General features: G+C 64.2%; 12 protein-coding genes. 7 read left to right on the plus strand and 5 right to left on the minus strand.

Translation table 11 applies throughout. The features are described 5' to 3' along the window. Nucleotides 1–233 precede the first annotated feature (233 nt). On the plus strand, nt 234–434 hold the full coding sequence (locus tag RQP53_RS23280) for a hypothetical protein (RefSeq protein ID WP_315653123.1): 201 nt from the start codon (nt 234–236) through the stop codon (nt 432–434). A 266-nt stretch (nt 435–700) separates the two neighbouring features. Further along, the gene (locus RQP53_RS23285) at nt 701–1,726 is read left to right on the plus strand and encodes a patatin-like phospholipase family protein (protein WP_315653124.1); all 1,026 of its coding nucleotides are present in this window, start codon (nt 701–703) and stop codon (nt 1,724–1,726) included. Nucleotides 1,727–1,858: 132 nt separating this feature from the next. Here the strand turns inward: RQP53_RS23285 and RQP53_RS23290 are convergent, their stop codons facing one another. The 4 genes from RQP53_RS23290 to RQP53_RS23305 all read right to left on the minus strand — a co-directional run bounded on the left by RQP53_RS23290 (nt 1,859) and on the right by RQP53_RS23305 (nt 6,186). Further along, nucleotides 1,859–2,692, minus strand: coding sequence for a PEP-CTERM sorting domain-containing protein (locus RQP53_RS23290; RefSeq protein ID WP_315653126.1), 834 nt, complete (start codon nt 2,690–2,692; stop codon nt 1,859–1,861). Between the two features lie 161 nt (nt 2,693–2,853). Then, nucleotides 2,854–3,741, minus strand: a complete 888-nt coding sequence (locus RQP53_RS23295) for an alpha/beta fold hydrolase (RefSeq protein WP_315653127.1) — start codon at nt 3,739–3,741, stop codon at nt 2,854–2,856. Nucleotides 3,742–3,832: 91 nt separating this feature from the next. Further along, nucleotides 3,833–4,654, minus strand: coding sequence for an esterase/lipase family protein (locus tag RQP53_RS23300; protein ID WP_315653128.1), 822 nt, complete (start codon nt 4,652–4,654; stop codon nt 3,833–3,835). A 47-nt stretch (nt 4,655–4,701) separates the two neighbouring features. Continuing rightward, a complete protein-coding gene (locus RQP53_RS23305; RefSeq protein WP_315653129.1) occupies nt 4,702–6,186 on the minus strand; it encodes a wax ester/triacylglycerol synthase family O-acyltransferase in 1,485 nt (494 codons plus the stop codon). A gap of 270 nt (nt 6,187–6,456) precedes the next feature. On the opposite strand from RQP53_RS23305, the gene RQP53_RS23310 reads away from it, so the two are divergent. From RQP53_RS23310 to RQP53_RS23325, 4 genes are all read left to right on the plus strand, one after another. Continuing rightward, nucleotides 6,457–7,581, plus strand: coding sequence for an HD-GYP domain-containing protein (locus RQP53_RS23310; RefSeq protein ID WP_315653130.1), 1,125 nt, complete (start codon nt 6,457–6,459; stop codon nt 7,579–7,581). A gap of 1,354 nt (nt 7,582–8,935) precedes the next feature. After that, on the plus strand, nt 8,936–9,262 hold the full coding sequence (locus RQP53_RS23315) for a hypothetical protein (protein ID WP_315653131.1): 327 nt from the start codon (nt 8,936–8,938) through the stop codon (nt 9,260–9,262). 2 nt (nt 9,263–9,264) lie between these two features. Further along, nucleotides 9,265–10,536: a hypothetical protein gene (locus RQP53_RS23320; protein WP_315653132.1), complete on the plus strand. Its 1,272-nt coding sequence runs from the start codon at nt 9,265–9,267 to the stop codon at nt 10,534–10,536. 292 nt (nt 10,537–10,828) lie between these two features. Continuing rightward, entirely contained in the window at nt 10,829–11,731 is a 903-nt protein-coding gene (locus RQP53_RS23325) for a LysR family transcriptional regulator (protein WP_315653133.1), read from the plus strand. On the opposite strand, the gene RQP53_RS23330 is transcribed toward RQP53_RS23325, so the two are convergent. Continuing rightward, nucleotides 11,717–12,415 carry a glutathione S-transferase family protein gene (locus tag RQP53_RS23330; RefSeq protein WP_315653134.1) on the minus strand — a complete coding sequence of 233 codons (699 nt, stop codon included), beginning with the start codon at nt 12,413–12,415 and terminating at the stop codon, nt 11,717–11,719. The genes RQP53_RS23325 and RQP53_RS23330 overlap by 15 nt on opposite strands. A gap of 381 nt (nt 12,416–12,796) precedes the next feature. Between RQP53_RS23330 and RQP53_RS23335 the strand changes: the two genes are divergently transcribed. Continuing rightward, entirely contained in the window at nt 12,797–13,153 is a 357-nt protein-coding gene (locus tag RQP53_RS23335) for an H-NS histone family protein (RefSeq protein ID WP_315653135.1), read from the plus strand. Nucleotides 13,154–13,508: the final 355 nt, after the last annotated feature.

Genomic DNA, 13,508 nt, shown 5'->3' on the forward strand with positions numbered 1-13,508 from the left:
CTCTGCGCGGTGCTCCAGCACCATACGCACCGCGCGCTCGCGCACCTCAGGCGAAAACTTCGGGGACTTCTTCATGGCTCCATTCTCCAGAGTTGGAGCCTCCTCGAAATCCGGGGCGATTCAAGGCGGAAAGCGAGGCGGAGGCGAAGATCGGTAGGTCGTAGACCCCAGTTTTGTAGGGCGGGTCACCGACTCGCGCTGACCCATTAATTGCGCGTCCCGGCCATGCCAACATGCGCACCCCCGCCGGCGACACCACCACCGACAGCGCGCTGTACAGCAACGCCATCTACGGCCTGGACGGCCGGCTGGCGCAGCTGGAGGTGGGCAGCGCAAAGATGACACTGGCCTACGACGCACAAGGCCAGCGCGTGCGGCGCAGCATCAGGGGGGGCGGGCGGCACCTCAATGGTCGCAACACCTACTGCGCTTAAGGCCAGCAGGCCCAGCCGCGCGACGAGTACGGCCAGGGTTCCACGGGCGAGCCGATCGCGCTGATCGAATACGTCTGGTTCGATGGGCTGAAGGTGGCGGCACTCTGGAGGAATAGATCTGTAGCCCTGAGCTCGACGCTAGTCTCTGCGCAAGGCCACAATCGCCGCATCGCCCACTCCCGAACCCATCCATGGCCACAGTCCCTCGCAGCCCCCGGTCGCGCAAAGCCAGCAGTCGTGTGGCCGGCCGAAGCAACGGTGCCCGCTTGTCTGTCGACCTCGCTCTTCAAGGCGGCGGTTCGCATGGCGCCTTCACCTGGGGCGTGCTGGATGCGCTGCTGGAGGACGGCCGCCTGCAGTTCGATGGGGTCTCGGGCACCAGTGCCGGGGCGATGAATGCGGCGGTGCTGGCCAGTGGCTGGGCCAAGGGCGGGGCCGCTGGAGCGCGCCAGGCGCTGGCGGGTTTCTGGCATGCTGTGGGGGGCGCGGGCGGTTGCTGGGCGCCGCAGGCGCCGGGGATGTCCTCAGCGGCCTTGCCCGCCTGGGTGTTCAACCGCGATCAATGGCCGGGCTTCGCGCTGTGGGAGAGCTGGCTCAAGCTCTGGAGCCCGGCGCAGCTGAACCCCTTCAAGCTGGACCCGCTGCGCGAGCTCGTGACTGCCCATGTCGATATCGAGGCGATCAAGCAGGGGCCGATCAAGCTGTTCATCGCTGCCACCTCGGTGCGCACCGGCCAGCCGCGTATTTTTGATGCTAGCGATCTGAGCATTGACGCTCTGCTGGCCTCGGCCTGCCTGCCGCAGAGTGCGCAGACGGTGGTGATCGATGGCGAGCCCTTCTGGGACGGTGGCTTCTCCGGCAATCCTGCCCTGTGGCCGCTGACCTATGGCACGAGCAGCGACGATGTGCTGCTGGTGCAGATCAATCCCCGTGTCCACGAGGGAATTCCGCAGACCGCGGCCGAGATCAATGATCGCGTCAACGAGATCACCTTCAATGCCAGCCTGGTGGCCGAGCTGCGCGCCATCGCCTTCGTCAAGAAGCTGCTGAAGCACCAGCAGATCGATGCCACGCACTACAAGAACCTGCGCCTGCACCGCATTGCCGATGAAGCGGGCTTGGCGCCCTTCGATGCGTCCAGCAAGCTGAACACCGATCCGCGCTTGCTGCAGCAGCTGTTTGAACTGGGCCGCGCCGCAGCGGCACGTTGGCTGCGCGACGATCTGGCGTCCGTGGGCCAGCGCAGCAGCATGGATGTAGAGCATCTATTCCTGGCGCCGCGGGGAAGCTGACTCCGGCGCTCAGGCCAGCGGGCGAAACATTCAAGTCGCGACCGATAAAAAGCAAAGGCGTGAGCGGGCTCACACCTTCGTTCGCGCGGACGGTCAGCCTGTCGATGTTTGGCTGGCCGGCTGAGCTGCTGGTCAGCGGCAGCGACGCGCTGCCGCGCCCAATCCAAGTAGGCCAAGCAGCATCATGATATAGCTGCTGGGTTCAGGAACGGGGGCAGACAACTCGATGGCCTGCGCATAGCCCTGGACCATGAAATTGAAGGTCTTGTCGGTATCGCCGGTGTTCTGCAGCGTGTAGCTGACGTGCTGGTGATCAAGCTGCTTGTTCAACGCAGCCTTGTCCCACCAAGACGCGAAGGCACTATCAGTACCCCATTGCCAGTCATTGACGACCAAGGCGACGTTGTATGACAGCGAGGAAAAAGCTGGCACTGAAAAGCTGTCAGGCATCACCAGATGGCCCGTGAAGGCATCGCTGCGCAAGCTTCCGCTGTATTCCACGTCAAAGGTGACCTGGCTGTGTGCAGACAGCGTGAATGCCTGGAAGCTGCTAGCGAAGCTGGTGAAATTGGCACCGCCACTGACGGTATGGCTCAGCTGAATGCCGCTGAATCCTGCCCCTTGATTGCTGACCGACTGCTGGCCACCGCCCAGGTTGGTCGACAGGCTGCCGGCGCCAGGCCCCGAACTGCTTTGCCATTGTTGGCGGTCTTGCCAAACGGTGGAGTACTCAACGTAGTTCGGATGAAGCGTTGTCGTCCAGCCGGATTGCTGGTTACCCCAGCTTCTGGTTTGGAGATAGACGTTGCTGTCCCAAATCAGACTCGGGGTCACGCCGTCATGCGCGTCAAGGTCGCTCAAGCTGACGGTCACCGGCCCGATATTGAGCGTGGACTGAGTGCTTGCCTGCGCGGCAAAAACGGAAGAAGACAGCAGCAGTGCTGCCGACAGGTGTGCTGGATGCATGGGTTCCTCGCGAAGGTCGTTGAGTGTTCTTATCAGTCTCGCGGCGCCCCTTGCTTGGACGTTTGTTCCCCCTTAGACAAACGGCCCGCTGACGCCACGGATTGTTCCGAGCAGGGCGCTACGCGCACCATAGGGGTTAATGCTTCCCCTGAATGGGTGGGTCAGCGGGACCGCTGAGCTACCGCCGCGATGCCATCCGAAAAACGCCCCCACAGCGGCTCCGGCAGGTCGTGGCCCATCCCGGGGATCAGGTCCAGCGTGGCGCCTTGGATGCGGCGTGCCAGGTCTTGCCCGGCGGCGCTGGGCACCAGCGGGTCGGCGGCGCCGTGGATCACATGGGTGGGGGCCTGGATGCGCGGCAGCAGCGGCGTGCGGTCACCATCGGCGACGATGGCCATCAGTTGGCGGGCCATGCCTTGCGGGTGGTAGCTGCGCCGCAGCGCCAGATCGGCGCGAGCTTCCAGCCAGCCCGGTGGCGCCGGGTAGGCCGGGCTGCCAATCATCGTGTACAGCGCGGTGTAGTGGGCGAGGCGGCTGGCGTGTTCGTGGGGATTGGCCGGGCGCGACATCAGTGCGGCGCGCATTTGCAGATTCGGGCCGGGCAGTCGGCGCGAGCCGCTGCTGGTCATCATCAGCGTCAGGCTGTTGACGCGCTCAGGATGCCGCGCCGCCAGATGCTGGGCAATCATGCCGCCCATGCTGGCGCCGCAGACGTGGGCGCGAGCGAGGCCCAGGGCGTCGAGGATGCCGCGGGCGTCTTCGGCCATGTCGGCCAGGCTGTAGGCGCTTTGCACCGGCAGATGAAAGAGGTGCTTCATCGCAGCCAGGCCCAGCGCCGGGCGACCGTGCTCGTCGAAGTACTGGCTCAGGCCGACGTCGCGGTTGTCATAGCGGATGACGCGAAAGCCGCGTCGCACCAGCAGCGCGACGAAGTCCTCATGCCAGGCCAGCAGCTGCATGCCCAGGCCCATGATCAGCAGCAGCGGCTCGCCCGAGGCCGGCCCGTGGTCTTCAACTTCGAGGCGGATACCGTTGGCAGAGATTTGCATGGTGTGTGAAGTGCGCTGTTGCGCGGTTCTTTGCATTTGCGGGCCAAGCGCCGGGCCGCCCAAGGCAAGCCTTGGGCGAGGGGTCCATAGCTCAGGTTGTCTTGTAGAACCAGCGCCGCGCCCCGTGCGGATCGAACTTGTGCCAATGGCCGGCCGGCTGGGCCAGGCGGTCGGCCACGGCGTAGAGCGCCATCGGATTCATGCCCAGGCCCAGGTGGCTGGCGTGGACCTCGATGTTCTCGGCCTGCGGGCCGGGCTCCATCACGCTGCAGCGCCAGGACACAACGCCATCGCTGCGCGAATAGATGCTGGTGGTGGGCACCGGCGGCGTCTGGCGGATTTGATGCAGCAGCTCGTGATTGGTGACGCGCTGGCCGCTGACGAATTCGAAGAAGCGCCAGGCATTGGTGGCGCGCGGGTGGCCGGTGAAGGGTGTGCCCAGCGTGATCACGCAGCGCACATGGTCGGGCAGCTCCTTGGCCAGCTCGCGGGCATAGATGCCGCCCAGGCTCCAGCCAATCAGGCTGACCTTGCGCGCATGGTGCTTGAAGAGCCGCTGCACATCGGCATTGCACTGCTCCAGCACACCGTGGCGTGGCCCGAAATTGAAGCCCTGGCCCCAGGGGTGGCTGACGTAGCCGAGCTCGTCCAGAAAGCGGCGCAGCGCGAGCGTGGTGAAGTCGTTCGCGCCCAGGCCCGGAAAGACGATGACCGGATGACCATCGCCGCGCGGCAGCTTGCGCAGCCAGGGGGTGGCGGCCAGCAGCGCGGCTAGCTCCCAGGGCGCGCGGCCTTCCAGCATCATCAGCCAGGCATTGGGCGGCTGCAGATCGTCGTGATCGGCGGCGATGTCGTCGTCGGCAGGCAGCGGCTTGTTGCGGCTGGCCGCGCGTTTGCGGGGGGCGGTGGGCATGGGCGAAATGGTAGCGAAGCCGGATGACAGCGATTGGGGCATCTGCCCTAGTTGCCTGTCCCCTGGGCGACAGGCCGGTGCGGTCGAGCTGCTACGGGCTTGAGCGCCAGGAACTCGTCATAAGCGGCCTGCAGATGGGCGGCCAGCGCTTGGGTGTCGGGCAGGACCTCGGCGCAGGCCATCAGGCCGACTTCCAGCATGCCGTTGTAGCTCTGCACGGTGATGTTCAGCGCGATGCCGTGGACGACGATGGAGGCCGGCGCATTGGTCAGCATGCGGGCGCCGGCCAGGTACAGCGGCATGGCCGGGCCGGGCACATTGGAGATCACCAGATTGACCAGCGGCGGCACCCGCTCGGCCAGATGAGCGCGCCCATAGAGCTTGGCGGCGGCGGCCAGCAGCCAGGGCAGGCCCGGCGAGGGGAAGTCCTCGGGCATCAAGTCCTTGATCGCGCCCATGCCCTGCTTCATCGCCGCCGAGGCCTGCAGCAGCTGGGCCAGCCGGCGGCGCGGATCGGCGATATGGGTGGCCAGGCTGACGCGGGTCATCGACACCTGGTTGCTGGCCCGCGTGTCGCCGGCCTCGCGCAGCGAGATGGGCACGGCGGCGATCAGCGGCTTCTTGGGCAGCTCGCCCAATTCCAGCAGCAGGCGGCGCAGCGCCGAGCCGCACACCATCAGCACCGCATCGTTGAGGCTGGCGCCGTGGCGCTTGCGCGCCTCGTTCAGGCCGGCCAGCGGCAGGCTCAGCGACGCAAAGCTGCGCGCGGCCGAGATGCTCTGGTTGAAGCGCATGCGCGGTGCCAGCAAGTCGCTGCTGCCGGCGCCTGAGGCCTCGCCGCGCCAGCGCCCGGCCAGCGCACTGAGCGCCTCGCCCGCGCTTTGCGAGGCCAGCTGGCTCAGCGTGCCCACGCTGCCGGGCAGCGCCCGGGCCAGCTTCATCGTCTGCTGCCACTGGTGGGCCAGGGCGCCGCGCAGCAGGCCGACCGGCCCTAACGGCGTGCGTGCTGCCCTGGCCGGCTTGGCCGGCAGCTCGCGGGGCTCGGGGCTCAGGTCGAGGATGACACTGGCCAGCGCCACGGCGGCCTGGCCGTCGACCGCGGCGTGGTGCAGCTGGGTGTAGAGCGCCACATAGCGCTGGCCCTCGTTGCCGGGCGCCAGGTTCTCAAAGACATGAAACTTCCACAGCGGCCGCTCGCGGTCCAGCAGCTGGCCATGCAGCCGGCCTACGGCGTCCTGCAGCGCCCGCATCGCACTGCCCGGCGGCAGCTCGATGGCGACGATGTGCTGGGCCAGATCCGGTTCGGCGGCGACCCAGGCCGGGTTGAACAGATCCAGCGGCACGCTGGCCAGGCGGCGGCGCAGCGCCGGCAGATGGGGCAGTCGTGCAGCGATGTGGGCACGCAGCAGGTCCACAAAGCGGCCCTGGAAGCCGGCGGGCAGCTCCAGCACATGCAGCGCGCCCACATGCATGGGCATTTCGGGCGTCTCCAGATAGAGAAAGCCCGCGTCCAGTCCGGCCAGTTGTCTCATGTCGGGCTCCGATCTGCTTGCGGGATGCGTTGGCCCGCATGCTATGCCGAAACTGCCGCGCACCGGCATTCGCTGGCCCCTTGTCCAGCCCGGCGGCAAGACAGAGGCGCGTTTCGCGCGCCGCTGGCATGGCCAATCTGCCCGCCAACTGATGCAGATCACCGACAAGTCCGGAAAGTGCGCCTTTTGAACCTGACAGTGGGCGCCTTTTCTGTCTACGATGGGCCCGCAAGGCGTCCTGCCCGCCTGGCAAGTCACGGGAGTTCATCAATGGTTCAGTCCACCGCGTGGGCATTGCGCCAGCTCGAGGTTGAAAAGTCCGGGCTGGCGGGACGCCTGCATAGTCTGCATCTGATCATCCAGGCCCGTTTCCCGGCGATCAGCCGGATCGCGCTGGCCTTGTACGACCCGCTCAGCGACACGCTGAAGACCTTCGCCAGCAGCAATGACGATGGCGAGGCCTTGAAGCGTTATGAGGCCCTGCTCAAGGATGTGCCCTCGCTGCTGCAGCTCAAGCAGGAGCGCAAGGCCCGCGTCGTGCCCGATATCGACGCGGCCTTCGCCACGCCCAGTGCCCACACCGCCTGGCTGCGTACGCAAGGCTATCGCAGCAGCTACACATTGCCGATCTTCAATCGCACCGAACTGGCGGCCTTCTTGTTCTTTGACGCCAAGCAGCCAGAGGCCTTTGGCGCCGAGGTGACGGCCTTCCTCGATCTCTTTGCCGACATCGTCGGGCAACTCTACCTGCTGCGACTCGCCGCGGTGAACACGCTGGTGGGTGCGGTCGACATCGCGACCGGACTGGCGCGCATCCGCGATGTTGAAACCGGCCGCCATCTGGAGCGCATGGCAGCCTATGCGCGCCTGATCGCCAAATCGTTGCCGGCATCGCTGGGGCTGAGCGACGAGCAGATCGAATACGTCCATCTGTTTGCACCGCTGCACGATATCGGCAAGGTGGGCATCCCCGACAGCATCCTGCTCAAGCCCGGCAAGCTCGATGCCGAGGAATGGCGTCACATGCAGCGCCATGTGGAGATCGGCCTCAAGCTCGTCGACCACATCATTGACGATCTTGGCCTGCGCGGCGATCCGGTGGCTCAGGTGATGCGCGAGGTGGTCGGCGGCCACCATGAGCGCGGCGATGGCTCGGGCTACCCTCAAGGCCTGGCCATGGCGCAGATTCCGCTGGTGGCGCGCATCATTGCCGTGGCCGATGTCTACGATGCGCTATCGACCCCGCGGCCCTACAAGCCCGCCTGGGACGATGCCAGCAGCCTGCAGGAGCTGCAGCGCGAGGTTTCCCTCGGCCGCCTCGACGCCGATTGCGTGCGCGCACTGAGTGAGGCCGGCGCGCAGCGCGCAGAAATCAGGCAGCGGCTGGCGGATTGAGGGGCTTCCGACCGAGTCACGCGTGTTGATTGCGCCTGGCGAGACACCACACCGGGTGAGCATTCAATACAGCCAGGGAAGGGCTTCACCCTCGAAACGCCCTGGCGGCCACGACGTTGTGCGCTCCCGGCCCCATGTCTTGCCAAAAGGCCACTGCCCTTTTTGCCTAAAGGCCCGCCATTTCGAAACTTTGACCTGAACGCCCGGTCGGCCTTCCCCCAAGACTTCGATAATTTGCCAGTAACTTCGAAACTTTGTTCTCAGCCTCCTTTCACAAGGAACCTAATAACAAAGTTTCGAAGTGGCCGCTCTAGGGTCACGCGGCAGAGCAGCGCTCCCAACGTCGTGGCAAAGATTCGAAGTCTCCGCTCATCTCGGCGGTTCGAGCTGATAACACAAATGGCAATGTCTCGAAGGGCGTTGTCGGACAGAAGCTACTCGAGCAAATCGGCAGAGAGAGTGTGTGGCAACCCTCGGATGTCGCGCATGTCTGATAAGAGCAACTCGACCTGTCGTCTCAGATGCTTCTGGGACACCTCAATCCCCCCGGTCGAGCCATGTCGCATCGGACAGAGCCGCTCGGCGAAGTCCGGTGCCTGATTTCCGCCAGATCATTTGCTCTGGACAAAGTGACTGGGCAGTCAGGAGGGCTGCTGCGCAGCGGGTGCGGTCATCTGCGACCAGTCGCCCAGTTTTCGCTGCGTGGCATTAAGCAGTCGCCGGTGCACCTAGCAGGCTGACGGCTTCAACGACCGGTGTCGAGGGTGCTGCGCTCGTCCAACTCTGGCTGCCCGCGGCTGTCACCGTCAACTCGCGCCGGAATGTCTGCTGCTTGAAGCTTTGGAATGGCGCTACTGACCCGTTGGCGACATCCGCTGCCCCAATCGAGTCTCCATAAAGCCGCCGCTTGACCGCCTGCGCTCCGGCCGGCATGGGGCTCGGGAGCGGGCAGCGTGCATATATGCCGCTGACTGCGCACGCGTTTGATCCCTTTGACACTTGTAATTGCTGGTGTGTCGCCGCCAAGCGAACCAGGATGGAGAAGTCGGCGTCCTCAACTTTGAGCATGACGGCCCCCCCCCCTGCTCAGGCAAGATGCCGCAATAGCATTGCCCGACATGCGAAACCTCGGGTACCGATGTATCGGCCGGATGGACGCGCGTCCTTTCCTCCCCCCGGCAAGAGGTTAGCTGTCGCGCCGTCCCGGTCCGAGTGCCGAGGCGGCGAAACTCGACTGGCTGCATTCCGGTGCCCGGCCTAGCTTGAGCTCCCGGCCGGGAGCCGTCGGTGAAGGGGGCTTCTTTCGCCTACCCTAGTCGGGTCAAGCCCTACTTATCCCACTTGAGGAGCCATGATGTCTGACCTGACTCTCGCGCTCGAATGCGACTCGGACGCCTCCAGCAGCCTCTCTGCGGCACTTGCAGAGGCCACGCACGCCAATGTCATCGAGGCAGAGAAGAATAGTCTCGACGGTTCGTTGCCGACCATTCTGCAGATTGTGCAGGTGGCATCCTCGATCGCCGCGATCGTGACACCTATCGTGACGAGCTACATCGCGAGCAAGAAGGTCAAGAAGATTAAGTTCGGCGACATCGAGATCGAGAACCCGACGCAAGAACAGTGGGAACGCCTGTGGAGCGACTACCAGGCACGCGGCGTCGAGCCCGATAACAGAGGGTGAATGTGGCCAGCGCCACCTTGCGTCACCTCGTCGACCTGGCGCTCCCCAAGCCCTGCGAGTTCGGGGACGAGAATTTCGCCGGCGATCCGCTAGTGCGTGAGTTCTGTGATCGCTTGGCCCAGGCGCACGATCTCAATCTGCACTTCTTCGTGGCTTGGGCCTGTCCGCCAGATGTCACCATCGTTCGAAGCGCTGCGGGCAGCGCCATCATCCGTAGCGAACGCCTGGACACGCTGCTCATCGAGTACTTCAATCTTCAGAGCGTCCATTCGAAATGGTCGGACGACTTGGCCCGAGAGGTGACAACATCGGCCGTGCTGCGCTGGATGTCCGAATTGCTCATCGGATATCGCCACTCTGGCCTTGCGCTGCTTGCACAGCGTCTTCGACCGCCACTTCCGGGGCTTCGACTTACGAGTCCCTTTCGAGATCAAACACTTGCCTCGGTACCGGAACTCGAGAGAGTTGCTCTTCAATGCGCTTGCCTCGCTCACGAAGTTGGACACATCCTTAATCCCCGGCGGCCAGGGGTCACCGTCGACGAAAGTGTGGATGGTCTTCCCTTGGCTGCACACATTGCCTGGGGAGACCAAGCGTGCGGCTATTCTGAAGAGACTCTCTCTGCCCTGCAACAACACTGGCGGCAGCATCTCAACGGACCGGCGCTGCTTAGCGAAGTCGAGGCCGATCTTTTCGCGTTCTCGAGCGTGGTCGAGTTCTTGTGCAATGCGCTCTCATACACGTTGGAGGATTCCATTCGCGCAGCCCTCCGTGCTTTCGAAGCTCAACTATTCGTCTGCGCTTGCAAGAACACTTGTTCGCTGCTGACGACCAGCGTACTTCGTGGCACGAGCAAGGGCGACTTCGTGATTGAGGATTACCTCGTAGGTGCTCAGTACCTAGCGCGCGCACGGGCGCTCGTGAGACGTGCCGGCATCGTCTGGGCGATTGCCGAGCAACCGGATGCATCACCTGGGACGAGAGACTTCAACTCATACGTGCGGCGGATCGATTCCATGATCGTCGCGGTTCAGCCGTTCACAGCGCTTGCGGCGGAGACGCTGACGCATCACGCTCACATGCTGTTCGAGCAGGCCCACTTCCTAAGCCAGCAGCGTGACGGCGCATGGCTTGCTGCGGAGATAGCCAACCTTGAGAACAGTTCGGATCTGCGCGTCGAGCTTTTCGAGATGCTCGTGGCGTTTGGCTGTCCCGGAAGCGTCAACGTAGTCGAGTACCTCAGGAGCATGCAAATGTCCGCACAGGCGCTCTGAACCCGCGCCCGAGCGTTTTGGGTTGCCTCGGATCTATTCCAACGAGTATTACGTCTCAATGACCGTTGCTGTCGGTAGCAGGCATTGGATCGAGCAAGGCGGGTGAACGCAGTCAGCCTTGGACAGACATCGCGTTTGGGGTCGGCGGCTATGCAACGATAGGCGTCATTCGGCTTGACTCAGGCAATGACCGCTAGCGCTGCATTGCGGCCTTGACTGGCAGGATCGAGTGCTAGCGCGGCTCGCGAACCGGGAGCCAACATGTGGGATGTGTGCGGCGACAATGCCAGCCATGAGCCGCACCTCCGCTTTCGACTGGGATGACCTGCGTATTGCACTCGCCATTGTGGAGAGCGGCACATTGTCCGGTGCTGCAGCCGCGCTGCATGTGAGCCATCCAACACTATCGCGCCGTCTGCAGCTGATGGAACGGCGCCTCGGAACGCGGTTGTTTGAGCGCACCCCGGGCGGCCTTCGGCCGACGGAGGCGGGAGAAGAGGTCAGGACGCTTGCGCTTCGTTTTCGAGACGAGATCGCCGGTCTTGAGCGCCGCGTCTGTGGGCGCGACGATGGCCATGACGGGCCGGTGCGTGTCACAGCCCCTGATGCTGTCTCCGAGTACCTGCTTCCCGATGTGCTGGCCGCTGTGTGCCGAACGCACGATGGGTTGCGGCTTGAGCTTCATGTGTCCAACGATATCGTTTCGCTGGCGCGGCGCGAGGCCGACATTGCACTTCGCGTGACCCGAACACCACAAGAGACTTTGCGCGGACGCGAGGTCGGTACCGTTGCGATGGCGGTCTATGCACCGCGCCAATTGACCGAGGCGGGAGAGGCTTCGGCGCCGCCTACCCGCCTGCCATGGATCGGCTTCGACGCTGGCCTGGCGTGCAGTGCACCGGGAAGCTGGTTGGCGCGTAATGTCTCGCCCGACAACGTGCGGTTTCGCGCCAACACCCTGCTGGGCGCCGCGCAAGCCGCACGTGCGGGGATCGGCTGCGCCGTTCTGCCTTGCTTCGTCGGCGGCTCGATCCCAGAGCTCGTTCGCCTCGGTCCCCCGCTAGACGAGCTGGCGCAGCCGCTATGGCTGCTGATGCATGAGGACGTCGCGCGCGTGCCGCGCATGCGCCGCGCAAGCGCGGCGCTGTCTGAAGAGATCGCGAGATCGTCTCGGCTGATGTCAGGCCTCGACTGAGGTCGTGTCTGCGGCGGCTGCCGCGAGTCGAGCCATGTGGGAACCACGCCCGGCCAGATAACGCGTGAAGACCTGCCCGTAGTCGGGCACCACTGCCGTGCGCACGCTTGGCCGCTCTGCCAGATTGCGGCGATAGGCGGCAGTTGCCGGGAGCCCGTGAAGAAGGCGGAAGTCACCCAACTGGTCGAAGGTCTCCAGCAGCCGGAAGATCGGCGCAAACGCGGCGTCTACCAGACCGAAACGCTTGCCGCCGAAATACGGGCCCGCGCCCGCCAGCTGGCTCTCAAGCCGCGCAAAGCGTCCGGCAAGCTCCGACCGCTTGCGTTCGAACGTCGCCTCGTCCGGTGCCATGTAGAAGCCAAACACGTCTGCGATCACGGTCGAGGCAAACTCGGCCCACGCGCGGTGACGAGCGCGATCCAGGGCGTGGTCGGGCCACATCGGTGCCTGACCGACGGTTGCCTCTTCGATGTACTCGCAGATGACGGTGGTCTCGAACACGGCCGTGTCGCCCACGCGCAGCAGCGGCACCTTGCCCAGTGGCGACAGTTGGATGAACCAATCTGGTTTTTTTGCAAGGTCTATATAGGTTCGCCTGGCTTCCAGGCCCTTCTCGGCAAGCTGGATCGCTGCCCGCTGCGTGTACGGGCAAAGGATGTTGCTGATGAGTTCAAAGTCGTGCATGCCATTTCCTTGTGGAAGAGCACACGACGTTACGCACAGGCGGCAAGCGGCACCATCGAAAGCTTGTGCAGGCCGATGTGCAGGAATTTGTAGGTGCTGGCGTGCACTCACCTGCGCTGACTGGATTCGGTGCCCTCCCTTGGTGCCGCCTGCATCTGCTCTCTCCAGCAGAAGCGGTCATACGGTGAACGAGGGCGACTGGCCGCCCCCAGCCTCGAACGGTCGCCTAAGAGGGGCGCAGAGCATTGTTTTCTGGCCTGCTGTTGAGGGCATCAAACCGATTCGCGGTCGGCACTGCGACTAAAGGCTCATCCACTGATTCGGCCTCCTGCTCTGGCTTACGATTCGAGGCCGCCATGTGGCGGCCTAACGTGGAAGAACATGGCAGACGTTGATGTTGCGAAGCAATCCTATGCCGAGTTGATCTCGCTGAGGGCTAGGCTCGAGAAGGAGATTGAAGAGAAGCGAGATGAAGAGCTCAAAGTTTTAGCAGACGGCTATGCCAAGAAGCTGCAGGCCGCAGGATTCAGCGTAGAAGAAGGCATCAAGGCCATGCTTCCGTACACCGAGGCAAAGCTGCGCGGTAGCGCCGCTATATCGACGTCGCCTGCGCGTGTTCTCTATCGCGATCCCGCTAACCCTGAAAACACATGGAGCGGCCGCGGCCAGCCTGCTAGGTGGCTGAGCCAGTACATAGCCGCCGGCCGGCAGCGGGAGGAATTCCGGGTCGAGTCCTGACGGGCGTAGGCAGTCACGTGGAGTTTAGTTTCTCGTTTCGCACTGCCACTCGCTGACCGTGGCCTTTGAATTGGAATGGCTAGGCAGGAGCAACGGCGACAGGCGGTGCTTGCTGTGGCGCCGGAAGAAAAGGTTTGCAGCGATTGCTGCCAGTGGTCGCCGGCAAACGTTCTCACGCTGCCTGGCATCAAGCAGTCGTTGGGGGTGGCTATAGGGCGATGGCCGCAACGGCGGCTCTACGGAGCACTGCGGTCGTAGGACTATTACGAGGCGGTCTTCGGGTCTCCAGTGAGCGTTTCTCTGCTGGTCGACCGCGCAGTTTCGACCCGGAGCGGTCGGACGCCGGCCGAGAGAG

This window comes from Roseateles aquae, from assembly GCF_032337115.1.
Lineage (GTDB): Bacteria > Pseudomonadota > Gammaproteobacteria > Burkholderiales > Burkholderiaceae_C > Roseateles_C > Roseateles_C aquae.

Coding starts and splice junctions, on each gene's coding strand:
- RQP53_RS23280 (WP_315653123.1), top strand. CDS start 234: ATGCGCACCCCCGCCGGCGACACCACCACCGACAGCGCGCTGTACAGC.
- RQP53_RS23290 (WP_315653126.1), bottom strand. CDS start 2,692: ATGCATCCAGCACACCTGTCGGCAGCACTGCTGCTGTCTTCTTCCGTT.
- RQP53_RS23295 (WP_315653127.1), bottom strand. CDS start 3,741: ATGCAAATCTCTGCCAACGGTATCCGCCTCGAAGTTGAAGACCACGGG.
- RQP53_RS23300 (WP_315653128.1), bottom strand. CDS start 4,654: ATGCCCACCGCCCCCCGCAAACGCGCGGCCAGCCGCAACAAGCCGCTG.
- RQP53_RS23305 (WP_315653129.1), bottom strand. CDS start 6,186: ATGAGACAACTGGCCGGACTGGACGCGGGCTTTCTCTATCTGGAGACG.
- RQP53_RS23310 (WP_315653130.1), top strand. CDS start 6,457: ATGGTTCAGTCCACCGCGTGGGCATTGCGCCAGCTCGAGGTTGAAAAG.
- RQP53_RS23315 (WP_315653131.1), top strand. CDS start 8,936: ATGTCTGACCTGACTCTCGCGCTCGAATGCGACTCGGACGCCTCCAGC.
- RQP53_RS23325 (WP_315653133.1), top strand. CDS start 10,829: ATGAGCCGCACCTCCGCTTTCGACTGGGATGACCTGCGTATTGCACTC.
- RQP53_RS23330 (WP_315653134.1), bottom strand. CDS start 12,415: ATGCACGACTTTGAACTCATCAGCAACATCCTTTGCCCGTACACGCAG.
- RQP53_RS23335 (WP_315653135.1), top strand. CDS start 12,797: ATGGCAGACGTTGATGTTGCGAAGCAATCCTATGCCGAGTTGATCTCG.